General features: G+C 61.1%; 22 protein-coding genes. 7 read left to right on the top strand and 15 right to left on the bottom strand.

Annotated features, from left to right (window positions below; all coding sequences use genetic code 11):
* Positions 1-237: 237 nt before the first annotated feature.
* A complete protein-coding gene (locus ACJJVH_RS13040; RefSeq protein WP_112800501.1) occupies positions 238-411 on the top strand; it encodes a DUF1328 domain-containing protein in 174 nt (57 codons plus the stop codon).
* 124 nt (positions 412-535) lie between these two features.
* Here ACJJVH_RS13040 and ACJJVH_RS13045 read toward each other — a convergent pair whose 3' ends face one another.
* The 11 genes from ACJJVH_RS13045 to ACJJVH_RS13095 form a co-directional block, all read right to left on the bottom strand.
* Entirely contained in the window at positions 536-1,207 is a 672-nt protein-coding gene (locus ACJJVH_RS13045; RefSeq protein WP_112800499.1) for a DUF1345 domain-containing protein, read from the bottom strand.
* Positions 1,208-1,412: 205 nt separating this feature from the next.
* A complete protein-coding gene (locus ACJJVH_RS13050) occupies positions 1,413-2,144 on the bottom strand; it encodes an SDR family oxidoreductase (RefSeq protein WP_112800846.1) in 732 nt (243 codons plus the stop codon).
* A gap of 106 nt (positions 2,145-2,250) precedes the next feature.
* Positions 2,251-3,384, bottom strand: coding sequence for an extracellular solute-binding protein (locus ACJJVH_RS13055; protein ID WP_412064107.1), 1,134 nt, complete (start codon positions 3,382-3,384; stop codon positions 2,251-2,253).
* Positions 3,381-3,842, bottom strand: coding sequence for a MaoC/PaaZ C-terminal domain-containing protein (locus tag ACJJVH_RS13060; RefSeq protein ID WP_112800496.1), 462 nt, complete (start codon positions 3,840-3,842; stop codon positions 3,381-3,383). Before ACJJVH_RS13060 ends, ACJJVH_RS13055 begins: the two co-directional genes overlap by 4 nt.
* Positions 3,843-3,845: 3 nt before the next feature.
* Positions 3,846-4,919, bottom strand: a complete 1,074-nt coding sequence (locus tag ACJJVH_RS13065) for a Gfo/Idh/MocA family protein (protein ID WP_412064108.1) — start codon at positions 4,917-4,919, stop codon at positions 3,846-3,848.
* A 285-nt stretch (positions 4,920-5,204) separates the two neighbouring features.
* On the bottom strand, positions 5,205-5,534 hold the full coding sequence (locus ACJJVH_RS13070) for an L-rhamnose mutarotase (RefSeq protein ID WP_112800492.1): 330 nt from the start codon (positions 5,532-5,534) through the stop codon (positions 5,205-5,207).
* A 13-nt stretch (positions 5,535-5,547) separates the two neighbouring features.
* Positions 5,548-6,660, bottom strand: coding sequence for a mandelate racemase/muconate lactonizing enzyme family protein (locus tag ACJJVH_RS13075; RefSeq protein WP_412064109.1), 1,113 nt, complete (start codon positions 6,658-6,660; stop codon positions 5,548-5,550).
* An 11-nt stretch (positions 6,661-6,671) separates the two neighbouring features.
* Positions 6,672-7,769 (bottom strand): ABC transporter ATP-binding protein, encoded by a 1,098-nt coding sequence (locus tag ACJJVH_RS13080; protein ID WP_412064110.1) that lies wholly within the window; start codon positions 7,767-7,769, stop codon positions 6,672-6,674.
* 5 nt (positions 7,770-7,774) lie between these two features.
* Positions 7,775-8,641: a carbohydrate ABC transporter permease gene (locus tag ACJJVH_RS13085; RefSeq protein WP_113356201.1), complete on the bottom strand. Its 867-nt coding sequence runs from the start codon at positions 8,639-8,641 to the stop codon at positions 7,775-7,777.
* A gap of 2 nt (positions 8,642-8,643) precedes the next feature.
* Complete coding sequence (locus ACJJVH_RS13090) at positions 8,644-9,537, bottom strand: carbohydrate ABC transporter permease (RefSeq protein ID WP_412064111.1); 894 nt, start codon at positions 9,535-9,537, stop codon at positions 8,644-8,646.
* 184 nt (positions 9,538-9,721) lie between these two features.
* Positions 9,722-11,038, bottom strand: a complete 1,317-nt coding sequence (locus tag ACJJVH_RS13095) for a sugar ABC transporter substrate-binding protein (protein ID WP_112800483.1) — start codon at positions 11,036-11,038, stop codon at positions 9,722-9,724.
* Between the two features lie 180 nt (positions 11,039-11,218).
* Here ACJJVH_RS13095 and ACJJVH_RS13100 point away from each other — a divergent pair, with 180 nt between their 5' ends.
* From ACJJVH_RS13100 to ACJJVH_RS13115, 4 genes are all read left to right on the top strand, one after another.
* A complete protein-coding gene (locus tag ACJJVH_RS13100) occupies positions 11,219-12,010 on the top strand; it encodes an IclR family transcriptional regulator (RefSeq protein ID WP_112800844.1) in 792 nt (263 codons plus the stop codon).
* Between the two features lie 65 nt (positions 12,011-12,075).
* The gene (locus ACJJVH_RS13105) at positions 12,076-12,912 is read left to right on the top strand and encodes an amidohydrolase family protein (protein WP_412064112.1); all 837 of its coding nucleotides are present in this window, start codon (positions 12,076-12,078) and stop codon (positions 12,910-12,912) included.
* A gap of 30 nt (positions 12,913-12,942) precedes the next feature.
* The gene (locus ACJJVH_RS13110; protein WP_112800480.1) at positions 12,943-13,488 is read left to right on the top strand and encodes a MaoC family dehydratase; all 546 of its coding nucleotides are present in this window, start codon (positions 12,943-12,945) and stop codon (positions 13,486-13,488) included.
* A gap of 1 nt (position 13,489) precedes the next feature.
* Positions 13,490-14,647, top strand: coding sequence for a CaiB/BaiF CoA transferase family protein (locus tag ACJJVH_RS13115; RefSeq protein ID WP_412064113.1), 1,158 nt, complete (start codon positions 13,490-13,492; stop codon positions 14,645-14,647).
* Positions 14,648-14,987: 340 nt separating this feature from the next.
* Here the strand turns inward: ACJJVH_RS13115 and tal are convergent, their stop codons facing one another.
* Positions 14,988-15,953, bottom strand: coding sequence for a transaldolase (gene tal, locus ACJJVH_RS13120; RefSeq protein ID WP_112800476.1), 966 nt, complete (start codon positions 15,951-15,953; stop codon positions 14,988-14,990).
* Positions 15,954-16,456: 503 nt separating this feature from the next.
* On the opposite strand from tal, the gene ACJJVH_RS13125 reads away from it, so the two are divergent.
* Positions 16,457-17,446 (top strand): sugar-binding transcriptional regulator, encoded by a 990-nt coding sequence (locus tag ACJJVH_RS13125; protein WP_112800842.1) that lies wholly within the window; start codon positions 16,457-16,459, stop codon positions 17,444-17,446.
* A gap of 74 nt (positions 17,447-17,520) precedes the next feature.
* Here the strand turns inward: ACJJVH_RS13125 and ACJJVH_RS13130 are convergent, their stop codons facing one another.
* Both ACJJVH_RS13130 and ACJJVH_RS13135 read right to left on the bottom strand, forming a co-directional pair.
* Positions 17,521-18,393: a bifunctional helix-turn-helix domain-containing protein/methylated-DNA--[protein]-cysteine S-methyltransferase gene (locus ACJJVH_RS13130; protein ID WP_112800474.1), complete on the bottom strand. Its 873-nt coding sequence runs from the start codon at positions 18,391-18,393 to the stop codon at positions 17,521-17,523.
* A 112-nt stretch (positions 18,394-18,505) separates the two neighbouring features.
* Entirely contained in the window at positions 18,506-19,009 is a 504-nt protein-coding gene (locus tag ACJJVH_RS13135; RefSeq protein WP_412065168.1) for a DUF2244 domain-containing protein, read from the bottom strand.
* A 22-nt stretch (positions 19,010-19,031) separates the two neighbouring features.
* Between ACJJVH_RS13135 and nth the strand changes: the two genes are divergently transcribed.
* Entirely contained in the window at positions 19,032-19,811 is a 780-nt protein-coding gene (nth, locus tag ACJJVH_RS13140; protein WP_412064114.1) for an endonuclease III, read from the top strand.
* Here the strand turns inward: nth and ACJJVH_RS13145 are convergent.
* Positions 19,808-20,530, bottom strand: a complete 723-nt coding sequence (locus ACJJVH_RS13145) for a sulfate transporter family protein (RefSeq protein WP_412064115.1) — start codon at positions 20,528-20,530, stop codon at positions 19,808-19,810. The two genes, nth and ACJJVH_RS13145, sit on opposite strands and share 4 nt — an antisense overlap.
* Positions 20,531-20,578: the final 48 nt, after the last annotated feature.

Genomic DNA, 20,578 nt, shown 5'->3' on the forward strand with positions numbered 1-20,578 from the left:
TAGGAAGACCATAGGCCTTAGCTTCAGCAGATACGATGCTGGTTGAATACAAAAAGCTACCGCGAGTTACCAATCTCCCCCCTTGTGGGGGAGATGTCCCGACAGGGACAGAGGGGGGTGCCACACTCTCCGCAGACTTCGGAGCCACCAAACCCGAATTCCATAATCGAAACGGCTTCGGAACAATTTACCCTCCTTCCGCGTCTTTAAGGAGTACAACGCAGAGGAGACTGCTAAATGCTGAAATGGGCTCTCATTTTCTTTGTGGTTTCGCTGATCAGCGGCTTTTTCGGCTTTTCCGGCGTGTCGGCCGCGACCGCAACCATTGCGCGCGTTCTCTTCGCCATCTTCCTGATCATCTTCCTGGTGTTTCTGGTTCTGGCCGTCATGGCCGGCAACGCCATCGTCTGACGATACAAGCCAATATCGGCAAGGAGTAGACTTGGAGCGGTTCCGTATTTCACGGAACCGCTCCACCTCGTTGCTTTGACGCGATTCCGGACGGAAAACCGCTGCGCACTTTCCTGGAATTGCTTTAGATCAGGCTCGCCCCGACATTTATGGCAAGCGCCAGAATCGTCGTATTGAACAGGAACGACAGGATGGCGTGCAGAAGCGCCAGCTTACGCATCGCTACCGTGGAAATGCCGATGTCGGCGGTCTGCGCCGCCACACCGATGGTGAAGGAAAAATAGAGGAAGTCCCAATAGATCGGCTCCTCCACCGGCTCGGCGAATTTCAGCCCCTGCCCCTTGCCCGCGCCATAGAACCGATGCGCGTAGTGGATCGTGAACAGCGTATGCAGGAACGTCCACGAAATCAGGATCGTCGCAATCGCCACCATGAGGCGGAACAGGCCGACGGCCGGCGGCGCATCCTTCACGCCCAGCAGATCCAGCGCGATCCCGCCGATGCTGGCGAGCGCTGCCGCAATAGACAGAAACAACAGGAACACGTCGGAAAAATCGAGGTCGGCGGAGCGTTTGCGAATGCGCTGCGCATCCGCCGTCAGCATCCGGTAGAGGCTATAGACAATGTAAACGACGGCCGTCGTGTCCCATGCGATAAGCAGATTGCCGGCGTTCAGTTCACGGGATGTCAGCAGCAGGAAGACCGCGACCCCGGCAAGGATCGAAATCAGGATCACATGGTGCTTGCGCCATAGCACAAGCCCCCTGGAGCGATACAAAAATCCGTTGGCATCCATGCCGCTCTCCGATCGCTACCGTCTTTCGAGAAACCGATTCGTCAAGAGAGTGGCAAATAAAAGGAGGCCCCGCAATACGGGACCCTGGCTAGAGTCTTTCCGCTTTCCCTCGAATCGCGAAAACGCTCTATCCTTTTGTTTGAAGGCAATTCCGGACGGAAAAACGCCATGCACTTTTCCTGGAATTGCTCCGGGCAGGACAGGCTCAGGCCGTCCAGCCGCCATCGATGACGTGGGTCTGGCCCGTCGTGAAGCCCGCTTCGTCGCCGGCCAGATAGGTCACGAGCGCGGCGATCTCCTCGGCAGTCGCGATACGGCCCATCGGCTGGCGGGCTATGAAATCCTTCATCGCCTTTTCGTAGTCGCCGGTTGCCCGCAGCCGCTCGTGCAGCGAGGGGCTGTCGACCGTGCCGGGGCAAATGGCATTGGCACGGATGCCCCTGGCGACGAAATCGGCGGCGATCGACTTGGTAAGCCCGATGACGGCGGCCTTGGAGGCGCAATAGGCGAAGCGGTTGGGCACGCCCTTCACGCTCGACGCGACCGAAGCCATGTTGACGATCGAGCCCTTGCCCTGCTCCAGCATTCCCGGCAGGAAGGTGCGGCAGGTCGTATACATCGCCTTGGCATTCAGGTTGAAGGAGAAATCCCAGTCCTTCTCCTCGCAGTCGAGGATCGTGCCGGCATGGACGAAACCGGCGCAGTTGAAGAGCACGTCGATAGGGCCGATCTCTTCCGCGAAAGCCTTGACGGCGGCGCTGTCGAGCACGTTCAGCACATGCTTGCTGGCGCCATCCAGCGTCGAGAGCGTCTGCTCGTTGATGTCGGTGGCGTAGACATGCGCGCCGAGCGAAATGAAGCGCTCCGCCGATGCCCGGCCGATGCCCTGTCCTGCCGCCGTGATGACGACCTTCTTGCCTTCCAACCCGTGACCCATGATCCTGATCCTTTCCTCGGGAACCATGACCCCATCATCCGTAGCCGGCTGCATCGCCGACGTCTGATAAGATCAAGCAATAACAATCAGTTGGCGCAGCCTCTCCTTAAGCCTCGAAGGACTGCGCGAAGCGGCGGTTCATCTTCTCGATGAGGACTGTATGCCGCTCGCCGGTTCGCAGTCCATCGCTAATCATCTCGGACGCATCGCTTTGGAATGCCATGTAGCCGTCATGCCGCGGCCGCACATAGGCGCCTTCCAATGTCGCGCGCGTATTGCGGTAAAAATCGAGCGCCGGCGCATTGACCGCATCGCTGACCCACGCGTCGGCATGGCCCGGCTGGCCGTTACCATCGGCATAGATGCCGGCCTGCGCGGCCCCGCTTGCGATCCAGCGCGCAAAGGCCTTCGCCTCCTCAGGCGCCTGCGTGCGCGCCGACACGGCAATGCCCGTGCCGCCAAGCGCCGAGCCATTCGGCGCGCGGCCATCGATGACGGGTATATCGGCAAAGGCGATCCGCGCCGGCCTGAAACCGGCAAAGGAATAGTTCACGTAACCGTAGACGAACGGAGACGCCACATAAGGACTGTCAGCCTGGCTCATCAGATCGAACATCGCAATCGGATCCATCTCGTAGCAGCGGGAATCCATGGCAGCGACGATCCGCGCCATCCAGTCGAGCACTGCTTCGCCATCGGCCCTGGCGATGAAGTCGGGTCCTTCGATGCTGCAGGGCGTGCCGAGATGGGCCGCAAGCGTGATGAAGGTCATCAGCGAATGCGGCGGCCGCATCGGCAGGATCGCCCTGCCTTCCCGGGCGAGCGTGACGAACTCGGCAAGATCCTTGACCGGTGCGCTCAGGCGATCCGGCCGGTAGGCCTGCACCTGCGTCGCCGCGTCGAGCGGGAAGGCCCATTGGCAGCCCTGCCAGTTATAGCTCGGATAGGAGCGCCCGACGGTGCCGGCCGCGATCGCCGCGATTTCATCCGCATGGGCGGCATCGCCGAGCGGCAAAAGGCAATTCTCCCGCGTGATCTGGCCGACATGCGGATGATCGATGACGATGAGGTCGTATCGGGCAGCAAGCTCTTCGACCGGAAAAGTCTCGAAATCCTGCAGCGACCGCTTTTCCCAGCTGATCTCGACGCCGGTCTTTTCCTGCCACTCTTTGGAGCAGGCGATCATCGGATCGTAGCCGCGCGGATGCGACCAGGTCATTCCTTTAAGCTTCACCATCATGCCTTCTCCACGCGCGGCTTGCGTTCGACGATCAGAATATGGTCGGCAGCGAGCACCACTTCGTCGCGCTGGTTCAGCACCTCGCAGCGCTCGACCACGCGGCCTGCCTGTGGCCGCTTCGGGTCATCTTCCTTCGCCGAAATGGTGACGCGAGTGCGGATCGTATCGCCGATATGCACCGGACGGACGAAACGCAGCCGATCGTAGCCATAGGAAAAGGCGACGGGGTTGATCAGCGAGGCCGTGAGACCGACGCCAATCGCGAAAATCATCGTGCCATGCGCGATACGCTGGCCGCCGGGCAGGGTCTTGGCGAACTCTGCATCCATGTGATGCGGAAAGAAATCGCCGGTATGGCCGGCATGAACGACGAAGTCGGTCTCGGTGATCGTCCGTCCTGTGGTCATTCGGACATGACCTGGTTCGTAGTCTTCGAAATAGATGGTTTGCTCTGCCATTCCTCAAGCCTTTGGAAGTTCTGCGATCGGCGTCGCGGGCGCGGCGCTCGACTGATAGGCGGCCTCGACAAGGGCCATGGTCTGCCAGGCATCCTCGACCGACCCGATCAGATCCTTATCCTCGCCGGATGCGAAGCGCTGCAGGTTGGCCATGCGGTTGACGAAAGCATCCGGGAACCAGGCGCCCTCCAGCTTGACCTCGACCCACTCGCTGCCACCGGCGGGGCGGATCCAAAGCTCGTCCGGCTCGCCGCGCGGATAGTCGAGATTGACGCCGAGCTTGACGTAGGCGGCACCCTCGGTGCCGCTAATGCGAAATTCGCAAGCCTGATACTTGCGGCCGAAATCATGGTCGTGATTGACAGAGAGCACACAGCGTACCTTGTCGCCATAATCGAGGATCGCCGCCGTCCGCGTCTGCGCGACATCGTGGTTGGGATGGCCGATCGTTTTGGCATGAACGCCTTGCGGGTTGCCGAGCAGTCCGCGAATGAAATCGAAATAATGGATCGAATGCATGGCGATCTCGATGCGCGGCAGGCCTTTCAGGAAGGGCCAAAGTCCCCAGGGCGTTGCAAGGGCCAGCCAGGCATCGAAATCGACGACATCGCCGAGATAGCCCTTCTCAACCGCGTCGTAGAGCGCCAGCATCATCGGTGCGAAACGAAGCTGGAAATTGACGGCCGCCTTGATGTCCCGCTCGCGGCAAACCCTCAGAATTTCGGTGGCCCCGGCCAGATCGCTGCCCATCGGCTTCTGGATCAGCGCGAAAGAGCCGCGCGGCAATTTTGCAAGGATCGCGGCATGCGCCGCCGGCGGCGTCGCCAGATCGAAGATCGCGCCTTCGACGGCAAGTGCCTCTGCCTCGGAGCCGAAAGCGCGGATGCCCCATTGAGCGGCAAGCGCCGCAGCCTTCTCGGCATTCGGATCGTAGAGACCGGCGACCGGAAAGCCGCCTTGCTTGTACGCCGGCAGATGCGCGTCGCCGACGATGCTGCCGGCGCCGAAGACCACGATCGGACACGGGTTCGAAGGCTTCGGCCACCACTGGCGGAGGGATTTGGGATCGAAGGTCATTGAAGTGCTCCCGAAGCATCAGCTTTGGAGTTTGTTGAAGCTACATACCCCCCACTGTCACTTCGTGACATCTCCCCCACAAGGGGGGAGATCATTGGGAGCGTTTCGAGCCGCCTCAGGAAACGAACAACTGCGCCGCCTGCAGATTCGATATCTGCTGATTGCGAGAAATAGCCGCGAGTTACCAATCTCCCCCCTTGTGGGGGAGATGTCAGCGAAGCTGACAGAGGGGGGTATACACTCCATGTTCTCACTGCTGGCAGAATGAGTGGCTCCGATTGAACGTCAGTCATGATGAAAAACCTCCTCCATCATGGCCCACCACTCGCCTTGCCTGCGGGTCTCGAGCGGCTTCTGGCAGGGCATGCAGACGGACCACCATTCCTGGTTCTTCGGGCTCGCCGCCATCTTGCGCATGTCGGCCTCGAAATCGGTGCCGACATATTCCCAGTAACCGAACAGGAGATTTTCCGGCTCCTTCAGGAAGATCGAATAGTTGGTGACGTTGCATTCGGAAATCAGCGCCAGAATCTCGGGCCAGACGGCCGCGTGAAGCGCCTTGTATTGCGCAATCTTGGCCGGCTCCAGACCGATCACCATTCCCATCCGCTGCATGGCCAGCTCCTCCTCAGCCGTGGATTTCCCGGGTGAATTCGCCGATCGAGCGCGCCTTCACCGCGTCCCAGTCCCAGGCGATGCCGAGACCGGGCTCGGCGGGTGCAAGCGCCCGGCCATCGACGATTTCCATCCGCTTCGTGGTGAGATCGTCGAGCTGCGGGATGTATTCGACATATTTGCCGTTCGGCACGGCGCAGACGAGGCTGACATGCAGTTCCATCAGGAAGTGCGGGCAGACCGGAATGTCGAAGGCTTCGGCGGCATGGGCCACCTTCAACCAGGGCGTAATGCCGCCGATGCGGGCCACGTCCACCTGCACGATCGAGCAAGCGCCCTTCTGCATGTACTCGCGGAAATGCCGGATGGAATACATGGATTCGCCGACCGCGATCGGCGTCGGCGTCGAGCGCGTCAACCGGATATGGCCGTCCAGATCGTCGGCCGGCAACGGCTCCTCGATCCAGGCGAGGTCCAGCTCCTTGAGGCGCGCGGCACGGCGGATCGCCTCATCGACGGTAAAGCCCTGATTGCAGTCCGTCATGATTTCGAAGCCGGAGCCGAGCGCCAGGCGCATCGCCGAAAGCCGGTCGTAATCCTCGGAGCCATGCGGCTTGCCGATCTTCACCTTCGAGCCGGAAAAGCCTTTGGCCTTCGCCTGCAAGGCGTCCTCGACCAAGGCCTCCTTCTCGATATGCAGCCAGCCGCCCTCTGTCGTATAGAGCGGGCAGCGGTCCTTGGCGCCGCCGGCGAGCTTCCACAGTGGCAGGCCCTGCTTCTTGGCGCGCAAGTCCCAAAGTGCTGTGTCGACGGCCGCAAGCGCCAGCGCCGTGATGGGTCCGATGGTCGTCGCATGGGTGGCAAATTCCAGCTTGTGCCAGATCGCCTCGATGCAGTCGGCATCCTCGCCGATCAGAAGCGGCACCAGATGATCAGACAGCAACCGCATGACGGAAGAACCGCCGGTGCCGATTGTATAGCTGTAGCCGGTGCCGACAGCGCCGTCGCTGTCGGTAACGGTGACGATGGGCGTTTCCTGGCTGACGAAACTCTGGATCGCATCCGTCCGCTTCACCTTCGGCGGCAGGTCGACCATGCGCAGCTCAATTTTTTCGATCCGTGCCATAAGTCACCTCCTCAGTTTGCCAGGCTCTTGCCGGTTTCGACGGAGAAGAGGTGCGCCTGACTGAGGTCGAAGCTCATCTTCAGTTGCTCGCCGCTTTTCAAGGCGCGCGGATTGAGCATGCGCGTCACCCACTCGCGTCCGGCGAATTCGATGAAGACAAGCGTTTCATTGCCGAGCGGCTCGGTGATGGCGACGGGCAGCGTCAGTTCGTGGACGGCCGATTCCGCGCCGGAGTGCAGGCCATGACCCGTCGGAAAGATGTCGTCGGGCCTGAGGCCGAAGGCGACCTTTTCGCCATCCCTGATCTTGCCGGCAAACTGGCCCGGCAGCGGCAACCGGTCGCCGTTCCCGAACACGAGTTCGCCCGCCTTCACGGTGGCTTCCTCGATATTCATCGGCGGCGAGCCGATAAAGCCGGCGACGAAGCGCGTGGCCGGCCGCTTGAACACCTCGTCCGGCGTGCCGACCTGCTCGATATGGCCGTCGCGCATGATGACGATGCGATCCGCCAGCGTCATGGCCTCGACCTGGTCGTGGGTGACGTAGACCACCGTCGACTGCACCTTGGCATGCAGCTTCTTGATCTCGGTCCGCATCTGCGTGCGCAGCTTGGCGTCGAGGTTCGACAGCGGCTCGTCGAAGAGGAAGACTTCCGGCTGGCGCACGATGGCGCGGCCCATAGCGACACGCTGGCGCTGGCCGCCGGAAAGCTGTGCCGGTCGGCGATCCATCAGGGCTTCGAGGCTGAGGATGGCGGCCGCCTCGTTGACGCGGCGGTCGATCTCGGCCTGCGGCTGCTTGGCGATTTTCAGCGAAAAACCCATGTTCTCGCGCACCGTCATGTGCGGATAGAGCGCATAGGACTGGAACACCATGGAGATGTTGCGATCGCGCGGCGGCAGGTCGTTGACGACGGTATCGCCGATCTCGATCGTGCCGCCGGAAACCTCCTCGAGGCCGGCGATCATGCGTAGCGTCGTCGACTTGCCGCAGCCGGACGGACCAACGAGCGCTATGAACTCCTTGTCCGCGATATCGAGATCGATCCCGTGGACGATTTCCAGAGCGCCATAGCGCTTGACGAGTTTTTTGAGGGAAACCTGAGCCATTAAGATCAACCTTTGACCGCACCGAATGTCAGACCCGACACCAGATGCTTCTGAATGATGAAAGTGAGAGCGAGCGCCGGAATGATCATCACCACCGCGAGCGCGCACATGCCGCGCCAGTCGATGGTGAACTCGGCCGTATAGTCGAGCAAGCCCACGGGCAGCGTCTTGGAATCGACGGAGCGCGTCAGTTGCGAGGCCAGTGCATATTCGTTCCAGCAGGTAAGGAAGGCGAAGATGCCGGCGGATGCGATGCCGGGACCGGCAAGCGGGAATTCCACCTGCCAGAAAGCCTGCCAGCGCGTGCAGCCGTCGATCTGGGCTGCCTCGGCAAGATCCTTCGGCACCTGCCGGAAGAAGCCATCGATCAGCCAGATGGTGAAGGGCACGTTGAGCGCGACATAGGTAAGGATCAGGCCGAAATGTGTGTCGATGATGCCGAGCCGCGCATAGACCATGAAGAGCGGCAGCGATAGCGCCACGCCGGGCACCGAGCGCGTCAGCATCAGCCCGAGGAACACGGCCGATTTGCCGCGGAAGCGGAAGCGGGCGAAGGCATAGCCGCCGGACATGCCGATCACCAATGCGACGGCCGTCGAGGTGACGGAGATGACGAGCGAATTGCGGAAATAATCCCAGACCGGAATACCGCCCTGCCCGACGCCGCTGAACATGGCGCGATAGGCTTCCAGCGAAAGCTCCTGCGGAACCCAGACCGGTGGCTTCGCCATGATTTCCACGGTCGGGCGCAGCGAGCTGATGACGATCCAGAAGCCGGGCAGGCAGATGACGAGCATCGCGAGAAAAAGGCCGATGAGATAGGCGGCTTTACGCAGACGGCGCTGGAGGCGTTGTTGAGCGTTGCGATCCATGATTACCACTCCGCTCCGATCTGGGTGCGGGCAAGCGCCAGCTTACGGAAGAAATAGACTGTGAAGGCGATGGACAGAAAGATCGAGACATAGGCCATGGCGTTGGCGAGCCCCATCTGCGCGTCGGCATAGGCGGTGCGCCCGACCAGCGTCCAGATCAGCTCGGTACGCCGCGCCGGCCCGCCATCCGTCATGATCTTGACGATGTCATAGGCGCGGGCGACGTCGAGCGAGCGGATTGTCATGGCGATGAAGGCAAAGGGCATCAGGAACGGCCAGGTGACATAGCGGAAGGTCTGCCAGCTGGTGCAGCCATCAACCTTCGCGGCCTCCACCGGCTCCTGCGGCATGGCGAGCAGACCCGCAAGGATGAGGATCGCGAAGACCGAGGTCGAAGACCAGACTTCGGCGATAACGATGGACAGCAGCGCCAGATTGCCGTCGATGAGCCACGGTATGGCATCATTGGTAATGCCCAGCGACTGCAGCGCATTGTTGATGATGCCGACATTGTCGTTGAACATGAATTTGAACTGGAAGCCGACGAGTACAGGCGAGAACATCATCGGAAACATCATCAGCGTGCGCAGCACGCGCTTGCCGTGGGTCGCCTTGTTGACCAGAACAGCCAACCCGAGGCCAAGCAGCATTTCCAGATTGAGCGCAATCGTCAAAAGCACCACGGTACGCACGAAAGCGGCCAGAAACACCGGATCGCTCAGGATACGGATATAGTTGCGCAGGCCGATGAAGGTGAACAGCGTCGCCGGCCGCGTCAGGCGAAACGGCGTGAAGCTCGAATAGAAGGACAGAAGCAGCGGAAACAGCACCACGGCCACTAGAACGATGATCGCCGGAAGAAGAAGCAGGACCGGTGGAGATATTCTTTTGAGCATGGTTTGCACCTGTCGGCATTCCTCGCCAGCGTGGCCCGGACTGCGTGGAATGAATTGCCTGGGACCGAGAAGCCGGCGGGAACCGGCTGAACAGACCGGCCCCTGGTGCCGGTCGTAAGCCATTCTCGAAGTCGGATTGCCGAAGTCCCGCGCCTTGGACGGCGCGGGACTTCGGCTGCATCGCTCAGAGCGCGCCTGCGTCCTTCAGGACATCCGTGGCCTTCTGGGCTGCGGTATCGAGCGCTTCCTTCGAGGTCTTGTCGCCGAGGATGGCCGCCTGCAGCTCAGGATAGACGACGTTGGAAATCTCGATCCATTGCGGCGTGCGCGGAACCGGGAAGGCATATTTCATGGCTTCCTGGAAGGTGCTCAGCACTTCCTTCTTGTAAGGGTCGGAAGCCGCCTGCTGGATGTCCCAGTCCCAGACCGCCTTGCGGGTCGGCAGCGTGCCGTTAGCGGCTTCGAGCTTCTGCGAATCGTCGTTCGTCAGGAACCAGACGAGCGAGGCGGCGGCGTCCTTGTGGGCGCAGGCTTCGGTCACCGAGAAGCCGTGGTGGCCGGACCAGCCGGTGTGCTTGCCGGACGAGCCGGTCGGCTGCACGACGACGCCGACATTGCCGGCAACCTTCGAGGACTTCGGATCGTTGAAATAGGTCGCCCAGCCCGGCCAGTCGAGATCGAGCGCGACCGAACCGGACGCAAAACCGGCTCCGAGGTCGTCCCACAGATAGTTGGTCGTGCCGGCCGGAACGGCCTTGGCCTTGTACATGTTGACGAACCAGTCGAGCGCGCGCACGCCGGCTTCGGAGTTGAAGGCAGGCTTGCCGTCCTTGTCGAGATATTCGCCGCCTTCCGCGACCAGCATTTCATAGAAGCGGCCGTTGATTGCCTCTTCCTTGCCGGGGAACTGCGTGCCGAAGAAGTTCGGCGGATTGGAGAAGAAGATCGCCTGGTCGGAGACTTCCTTCCAGGTCTTGGGCGGCGCCAGATCGTAGCCGTACTTCTCCTTGAAAGCCTTCTTCTTGGCTTCGTCGGTATAGAGGCTCTTCTGATAATAGAGCGCGGAAACGTCGAACTGGGCGCGCGGCAGCATGATCAGGCGGCCGTCGATGGTCGATGCCTGAATGGTCGAATCGACGTATTTGTCGATTTCTTCCTTCGGCAGCAGCTTGGAAAGATCGGTGTAGAGGTCGGGATACTGCGGCGCAAAGGACGAGTGGTTCGAGCCGACGCACCAGGAGATGCTGCCCGAGGCCATGTCCGACTTGATTTCCTTGTCGAGCTCGAAGTGGTTCTTCTTGGAGAGAATGTTGACCTTGGCGCCCGTTTCCTTCTCCCAGTCGGCAATGCGCGCATAAAGCGGCTCGTACTGCTGACCGCCGATAAGCTTGGCATCGATCGTCACGCCCGGAAATTTGCCCGGCAGATCGGCGGCGAAGACCGCTGTGCCGGCAAGCAATGCCATCGTGCCGGCAGCAAGACCGGCCTTCCAATTCCTCATCGAAGTTCCTCCCTTGAGATCGGACCCCTTGTCCGATTGCCCTCTCGACCCAAATATGGATCAATGATTTATAAGTAAACATCTTATTCATTGGCCGTCAAGCCGAGATCGCGCGCTTGTAAAATGCATTCATTCATATATGAATGATGATTCATGTTTCTTCGCATGGGGGACTCGTTGATGAGTGTGGAAGACGACAGTGACCGCTATCGCGCGCCGGCCCTGGACAAGGGGCTCGACATATTGGAATTGCTGGCGACGATCGACGGCGGCTTGACGCAGGCGGAAATCGCCAAGGCGCTCAACAAGAGCCCCAACGAATTCTACCGCATGCTCGATCGCCTGGTACGGCGCGGCTATGTGCAAAGGCAGGATGGCGACCGGTTCTATCTGACGCTGAAGCTCTTCGGCCTGGCGCATTATCATGCGCCGGTGCGCCGTCTCGTGTCCTTTGCCACGCCGCTGATGCGCGAATTCTCCAACCGCGCCGAGCAGGCCTGCCATCTGGCGATCTACGACCGCGGCTCGGTCGTCGTCATCGCCCAGCAGGATTCGCCGACCTATTGGGGCATCTCGATCCGCGTCGGCGCGCAGATCAATCTCTACAATACCGGCTCCGGGCACATTCTGCTGGCGTTCCGCGACGACAAGCAGCGCCTGATGATGATCAACGAGCAACGGCGGCAGGAGCAGGATGCCGAAGAGCCGCCGGCCGATCTGGGAGAGAAGCTGCGGGCAATCCGCGAAAAGGGCTTCGAAACCATGGACAGCCTGCAGACCAGTGGCGTGCGCAACATTTCCGCCCCGATCCTGGCCATGGACGGCAATGGACTTGCCGCGCTCACCTGTCCCTATATCGAGCCCGTCAATCCCAAGGCACCGACCTACGATCAAGTCATCCAGTATGTGCGGGAAGCGGCAAAGGAGATTTCCGAAACCGTCGCGGGCACGATCGATAAGGCCGAGCTATAATTTTTATTTGAATAAACTATTCTTCTGTGAGTATATGTTGAGCAAGCAGGTATGGGAGGAACGCCATGCTTTTCGACAGCCATCTGCACATCGTCGACCGGAAACGGCTCGCCTATCCCTGGCTGGCTGACGCCGGCGCGCTCAACCGCGACAGCCTTTACGAAGACTATGCTCGCGAGGCCAAACGCCTCGGGATCACCGATACGCTTCATATGGAAGTCGACGTTTCCGAAGACGATATCGAACCGGAGACGGAATACGTCAAAGGCCTGAGCCGCGAGCCCGGTAGTCTGCTGCGCGGCGCCATCGCCGCCTGCCGCCCCGAAAGCACCGGCTTTACCGCCTATCTCGAACGTGTGCTCGCCGACCCCTTCGTCAAGGGCTTTCGGCGCGTGCTGCATGTCGTGCCGGATGATGTCTCCGAGGGCGCGCTCTTCCGTGAGAATCTCAAGCGCCTCGGCAATACCCGGCTCACCTTCGACCTGTGCGTCCTGCCGCATCAGATATCCAAGGCGATCGCGCTGATCGACCTCAATCCCGATATCCGGTTCGTCCTCGATCATTGCGGCGTGCCGGCTGTAAAGGACGGGCTCAGCGAAAGCTGGTCGTCGGGCATCACCGAAGTTGCGAAGCGGCCGAACGTCATCGTGAAGATTTCCGGCGTCGTCGCCTATGCCGATCCCGACAGCTGGACGCCGGAAACGCTGCGCCCCTTCATCGAACATTGCATCGCGAGCTTCGGCTGGGATCGTGTCATCTGGGGCAGCGACTGGCCGGTCTGCACGCTGGGCGGCAATCTCTCCACATGGGTCGCCGCCACTCATGCGCTGATGCAGGGCGCAAGCGCCGACGAACGCAACGGCCTCTACCATCTCAATGCCAAGCGCCTCTGGTCTCTCTGAGACCGGGGATTTCCACCGAAAGACACCGCCATGACCGCCACCGTCGGCGTATCCAGCACCTATCCGAAGACCATGCCGGTCGATCACGCCGAAATCCCCGTCTGGAACGCGGAAAACTGGTTCTACGAGGATTTCGAGCTCGGCCACAGGATCCGTTCGCTGCGCCGGACGATCTCCGAAGGCGAGTCCCAGCAGTTCAACGCGCTGGTGCTCGACATGCACCCCTACGTCAGCGACCAGATCTTTGCCGAAACCGAGGGACTGTTCGGCAAGCGGCTCGTCGCCGGCGCCTTCGTCTTTTCCGCCGGCCTCGGCCTTGTCGCCACCAATTGCGTCAATGCCTTTTCCTATGGCTACGACAAGCTGCGCTTCATCAAGCCCACCTTCATCGGCGACACGATCTACACCATCCGCACCAATCTGGATAAGCAGCCGAAATATGCCGAGCTCGGCCTGATCCGCTCCTCCTACGAAGTCTTCAAGGGCGAAGGCGAACTCGTGCTCTATTGCGAGCATATCCAGACCGTGCGCTACAAGAACGGCAGGCCGTCGGACGCGCCGCCGCTGAAAGCCTGACATGAATACTGAAAACGAAGAGGGCCTGCTCTCCGGCATTCTCGTACTGGACATGAGCCAGTTTCTGGCCGGTCCGATGGCCGCCCTGCGGCTCGGCGATCTCGGCGCGCGCGTCATCAAGATCGAGCGGCCCGACGGCGGCGACCTCTGCCGCCGGCTCTATCTCAGCGATACGGAAATCGGCGGCGATTCCACGCTCTTTCACGCCATCAACCGCGGCAAGGAGAGCTTTGCCGTCAACATGAAGGACGAGAGCGACCTGCGGGAATTGCGGGCATTAATCGCGAAGGCCGACGTGGTCATCCAGAACTTCCGCCCCGGCGTCATCGAGCGCCTCGGCCTCGACTACGCCTCCGTTGCCGCGATCAATCCCCGCATCGTCTATGGCAGCATCACCGGATATGGCCCCGACAATGGATGGCGCCACCTCCCCGGACAGGATCTGCTGGCGCAGGCCCGCTCCGGCGCCATGTGGCTGAACGGCGAGGCCGATGACGGACCGGTGCCTTTCGGGCTTGCGGTCGCCGACATGCTGGCCGGCAACCTCCTCGTTCAGGCCCTCCTTGCCGGTCTCGTGCGGCGCGGCGTGACCGGGCGCGGCGTGCATGTGGAAACGAGCCTGCTGGAAGCCCTGGTCGATTTTCAGTTCGAGGTGCTGACCACGCATCTCAACGACGGCGGCCGCCTGCCGAAGAAATCCACGGTGCGCAATGCCCACGCCTATCTCGCCGCACCTTATGGCGTCTATCGCTGCGCCGAAGGCTGGCTGGCGCTGGCCATGATGCCATTGGCGAAACTCGCGCCGCTGCTGAAGCTGCCCGCTCTTTCGGACTACACGCCGGATGATGCCTTCCAGCGCCGCGACGAGATCAAGACCATGATCGCGAGCCGCCTACAGGAAAAGACGGTTGCCGAATGGCTCGCCATACTGGAGCCGGCCGATATCTGGGCGGCGGAAGTGCTCGACTGGCCGCAGCTGCTGCAAAGCGCCGCCTTCCGCCAGCTCGACATACTGCAGACGGTGACGCGTGACGACGGGGTGTCGGTGCGCACGACGGCAAGCCCGATCCGGGTGAATGGCGTCAGAGCCAAGAATAGCCTGGCGGCGCCGACGATCGGTGGGCAGTCGGAGAAGGTCAGGGGGGAGTTTATAGGGTAGGTCATCTCGGGCCTCGCATCCGCCGCGCCTATGACACCCCCCTCTGTCCCTTTCGGGACATCTCCCCCACAAGGGGGGAGATCGTTGGGAGTTTGCCGCTCGTTCTCTTCAAACCGATAACTGTAATTTCAACAGATTCGATGTTCGTTTGAGGCGAGCGGGTGCTGCAGGCTACCAATCTCCCCCCTTGTGGGGGAGATGTCCCGAAAGGGACAGAGGGGGGTGTCATAGGCGCGCAAACTCAAAGTCCCAACCTATCACCCCAAATAAAAAGGGCGCCGCATTCCTGCGACACCCCTCTCAAATCATGACTCCCCCTAAAGAGAGAAGCAAAATCACATTAAGCAGCAGCGAGCTGCAGTTCCTTGCTGACCATGGCGCGCAGCGTGCCGAGGTCCTTGGCGAAGGCGCGGATGCCTTCGGAGAGCTTCTCGGTTGCCATAGCGTCTTCGTTCATCATCCAGCGGAAGGTCTTTTCGTCGACGGCGATCTTTTCGACGGAACCCTTGTTTTCCGGCGAGAGCTTGCGCTCCAGCTTGCCTTCGTCCTTGGACAGTTCGTCGAGCAGGTTCGGGCTGATCGTCAGGCGGTCGCAGCCGGCCAGCGCTTCGATTTCGCCGGTGTTGCGGAAGGAGGCGCCCATGACGATCGTCTTGATGTCGTTGGACTTGTAGTAGTGATAGATGTCACGAACCGAGATGACGCCCGGATCTTCATCCGCAGTGTAGTCCTTGCCGGTCGACTTCTTGTACCAGTCGAGGATGCGGCCGACGAAAGGCGAAATCAGGAATGCCTTGGCATCGGCGCAGGCAATGGCCTGGGCCTTGCTGAAGAGCAGCGTCAGGTTGCAGTCGATGCCTTCCTTCTGCAGCACCTCGGCGGCACGGATGCCTTCCCAGGTGGAGGCGAGCTTGATCAGGATGCGGTCGCGCTCGATGCCGCGCTCCTTGTAGGCGGCGATGATGGCGCGGGCCTTGGCGAGCGACGCTTCGGTGTCGAAGGACAGGTCGGCGTCGACTTCGGTCGACACGCGGCCCGGAACGAGACCGGAAAGCGCCGCGCCGACGGAGATTGCCAAACGATCGGCAACGGCATGGACGACAGCTTCCGACGCGCCGCCCTGCTTCTTGCCCCAGGCGACGGCTTCCTTGATCGCATCGGCGAACATCGGCGTGCCGAGCGCCTTCAGCACGATGGTCGGGTTGGTGGTGCAATCCACCGGCTTCAGGCGAGCGACCGCCTCGATATCGCCGGTATCGGCCACGACCGTCGTCATGGCGCGGAGTTGGTCAAGCTTGGAAGTCATAACAGGTATCCTTGTTGAATGAGGCCCATTGGGACGGGGATATCGGGCGGCAGATCCGGTCTTTTCGTCGGACGGGACGTGAAGGCGTCAGGGGTGCGGCCTTCCTTCTCCTATGTTTCGGTAACGGGGTAAAAAGCGCGAAAGTTCCATTTCCGGCGAACGGCCGAGCGATGAGGAGACAACCTTCCGAAAACAAGCTTTCCATCGGCACCGGGCGCCCTATATGGCTCCGTGTCCGGCCTGGCACTTGCTCGCAGCAGCACTCGCACATTGTCCTCCTCGACTGGACAAGACCGAATTCCTCACTGCTGACTATCAGCAATCTCGCACCGAAAAGTCAAGGACATTTGTGCAATTCGGTTGACATAAGTTTCATGTCAACCGAATATCGGCAGCAGAAGAGCCTATCTCGCCTGCTCCTGTCGTCCGCCACAACCAGATTTTCGCATCCCCGGCGGATCGTGACGTTTAATAGCGCGTGCGACAATCTTGCCGGAGGACCTGTGGCCAAACTGAGACGCGGAACCCATACCGCTTATTCGGAGACCTCCTCGCTGAGGCTTCGCGCCGCATGGCTCTATTACAATCAGGGCCTGACGCAGAAGGACGTTGCCGAACAGCTCGGCATCAGCCGCACCACCGTCATCCGGCTTCTGGACGAGGCCATGCGCCGCGCCGAGGTCCAGATCTGGATCACCGAAGGTATCGACGATTGCGTCGAACTGGCGATCAAGCTCGAACGCACCTATGGGCTCGATGAAGCGATCGTCGTTCCCGAGCCGGCGAACGGCGACGTCAATGCGCAGGCAAAAAGCGTCGGCCTGGCGCTCGGCCAGTTCCTGACGGAAGCCATCCCCGACAATTATACGATCGGCGTCGGCTGGGGCCGGACGATGACAGCCTCGCTCGCCAGCTTCCGCCCTCCCCGCCGCGACAATTGCAAGGTGGTCTCCCTGCTCGGCGGCATCGTCGCCGTCCACCAGACCAACCCGATCGACTATACATGGCGCCTGGCAAGCCAACTCGGCGCGGAGTGCTACATGTTCCTGGCGCCGCTGCTGGTCGACTCCGTCGAGACCAAGCGCAACCTCATCGAAAAATGCGGTCTCGAAGCCATCTACCGGCTGGCGGAAAACCTCGACCTCGCCATCGTCAGCTGCGGCGATATCGGCCCGCAATCGACATCCCTGTCGGAAGGCTTCATCTCGAAGCGCGAGCTGGAGGAATTGATCGAGGCCGGCTGCGTCTGCGATACCATGTTCAACTTCCTCGACGCCGAGGGCAACTCCGTCGATCATCCCATCAACAAGCGCGTCATGTCCGTCGATCTCGATACGCTGAAGAAGGCGAAGCACATCGTCATTTCCTCCGGCGGCGCCCACCGCGCCCAGGCGATCAGCGCCACCATCAAGCGCATCGGCTGCAACACGCTGATTACGGACGAAAGCGCCGCCAAGGCTCTGCTGCAGATGGCGTTGGCAAAGGCAGCTTGAGGGCTGATCCGTTATCGGCTCCGAATTTTGGGAAAGTATACCCCGGGCACGGCAAACTCCGAACCTGCGCCCCCTCAGGCATCCCCCGCTTCCCAGCCCAGCATCGCCCGCTTGCGCGTCAGCCCCCAGTGATATCCGGTGAGCTGGCCATTCTTGCCGAGCGCGCGGTGGCACGGCACGACGAAGGAGATCGGGTTGCGGCCGACGGCTGCGCCCACGGCGCGCATCGCCGTCGGCTGGCCGATATCCCTGGCGATATCCGAATAGGTCACGGCACGGCCCATCGGAATCTTCAAAAGGCTTTCCCAGACGCGAAGCTGGAAATCCGAGCCGATCAGCACGACCCGCAGCGGCTGGTCGCTCGTCCAGTTCGACCGTTCGAAGATGCGCGCCGCGTAAGGCGCCGTCGCCTGCGGGTCCTCGATGAACTGCGCATTCGGCCAGCGGCAGCTCATATCGGCCAGGCAGGCTTTTTCATTGCCGGTATCGCTGAAGGCAAGGCCGGCGAGACCTCGATCCGTGACCATGATCAAGGCAAGGCCGAAGGGAGAGATGTGGAACGCATAGCGCATCACCAGACCGCTGCCCCTGGCCTTCCATTCGCCCGGCGACATCGCCTCGTGCGTGACGAAAAGATCGTGCAGCCGGCTCGGCCCGGAAAGTCCGACTTCGAAGGACGTTTCCAGCAGCGGCAGATCCTCCTTGCGCAGGAGCCGCTTGGCATGATCCAGCGTGACAGCCTGAAGGAACGCCTTGGGCGACAATCCGGCCCAGCGCGTGAAGGTCTTCTGCAATTGGGTCGGCGACTGGCCGAGCCTGTCGGCAAGCATCTCCAGCGACGGCTGCTCACGGTATTCCTCGGTGATGAGCTCGATGACATCCCGCACGGTGTCGTAGTCCTGACCTTCCGGGGTGATGTCTTTCTTCAGCTGTGCAATCGCATTCATAAACTTTCTCCTTGGAAAGGAGAAAACCACGACGGGAAAACGAAAACCACCCGTTTCTTGCGCAAGCGGCACGGCTGCGAAAATGTGATATCCCGGATTGCGGCGAACCTGCTCATATCCGCTGCGTGACGGTCGTCAATGCGCGCTTGAAGGCCTTGGCAAAACTCTCTCGATCTTCCGGATTGAGGAAGGAGCCGACATCGGTATCGTGGCTTCTGTCGCGCACATGCATCGACACGACACCGATCTCGCGATGACGGCGAACGAGGAAACGCGTCCAGAACGGATTGAAATGATGTTCCACCATCCGTCCGGCCGGAGAGAATTTGCGGATGGAAACATTGGTGCGCGATACCGTGACCTCTTCGCGCACGCGTCCCGACCGGTAATTCAGCCAGAAGGCACCATAGAGCAGGAAGAAATCGGCACCGAAGAAAAAACCGACCGGCCATGCTCCACGGGTGATGAAGAGAATGCTGTAGAAGAAGCAGACGATGCCCGCCAGGGCCAGCATCACCCTGAACCCCTTTCGTCCCAGCGAACGATGGGGAAATAATTCGGCGGCAAAAACCGGCCTGTTGCCGTCTCCTGCCGTATCGGCGTTGCGTTCCGTCATGGGACTTGAGTATAGGTCGTTCATGGCAAATCCCAAGATCAAATCCAGCGCCCGAACCGCGAAAAAGTCAAATGCGGCCGCAGGCCGCAAGCCGGCCTCGAAAAGCCTCTATTCCAGGGCGGACATCGAGGAGATCTTCCGCCGCTTTTCCATCCAGCGCCCGGAACCCAAGGGCGAGCTGGAGCATGTCAATCCGTTCACGCTGGTCGTTGCGGTGGCCCTGTCCGCGCAGGCGACCGACGCCGGCGTCAACAAGGCGACGCGCGCCCTCTTCGCCATAGCCGACACCCCCCGGAAGATGCTCGATCTCGGGGAAGAGCGCATCCGCGAATATATCAAGACGATCGGTCTTTACCGCAACAAGGCGAAAAATGTCGTCGCGCTGTCGGAAAAGCTGATTACGGACTTCGGCGGCGAGGTGCCGCGAACGCGCGAGGAACTGATGACCCTGCCGGGCGTCGGCCGCAAGACCGCGAACGTCGTGCTATCGATGGCGTTCGGTCAGGCGACGATGGCCGTCGACACCCACATCTTCCGCATCGCCAACCGGCTGCTGCTTGCACCCGGCAAGACGCCCGACGAAGTCGAACAGCGGCTGATGAAGATCATTCCCGATCAATATCTCTACCATGCGCATCACTGGCTGATCCTGCATGGGCGCTACTGTTGCAAGGCACGCAAGCCGGAATGCGAGCGTTGCGTCATAGCCGATCTCTGTCGCTCGCCGGAGAAGACCTGGGACATTCCTGCCCCGCTGGTCGAACTGCCGGCGCAGGTCATCGGTGCGGAAGCGGCGGGCTAAGCCTGCCGAAGGCGCAGGCTCGCTTCCTTGTGCGAGATCAGCTTGTGCAGATGCACCATCATGCCGGCTGCAAAGAGCGGGGTCAGCAGGTTGAGCAGCGGGATCGCCAGAAAGGCGGCGATCACCAGGCCGGCCAGAAAGACCGTCAAGGCATGTTTGACGCGGAATTGCCGGGCATCGTCGGGCGAGCGAAAGCGCATGGCGGCGAATTCGAAGAATTCCCGGCCGAGCAGATAGCCGTTCACCAGAAAGAAGGCGACGAGATTGACGCCGGGAATGAACAGCAGCAACAGCGCCACGATATTGCCGGCGACGACTACGCCGAGAAAGCGCACCGAGCTTTTCAGCGCCGCCACGATCGGCATGGCGGTCCCGGGCGCATCGCCCGGATAATCGCGTTTTTCCACAACCTCGGCGACATCGTCGAGAAAGAGGCCGGCGATCAGCGCCGTCACCGGCGAGATCAGCAGCGCCATCGCCAGCGCCAGGGCAATGCCGGCAAAAACGGCAAGGAAGAGCGTAAGCCAGCCCGTCCAGTCCGAGCTCGACGGCATGAAGCCCTGCAGCCAGGGCAGCGCGAAGGAATTGAACACACCGCGCAGGGCGAACCACAGCACGGCAAGCGCAAGCAATGTCAGGCCCAGAACCTTCCAGAAAACCCTGCGCGTCTCGGGCGCAAAGAGGTTGGCGAGGGAAAGGCGCGCTGCAATGACAATCATCCGGTCGACCTCTTTCGGTGGCAATCGGACACCTAGGAAGCGGTTGCA

This window comes from Rhizobium sp. SYY.PMSO (assembly GCF_046840415.1).
Classification (GTDB): Bacteria; Pseudomonadota; Alphaproteobacteria; order Rhizobiales; family Rhizobiaceae; genus Rhizobium.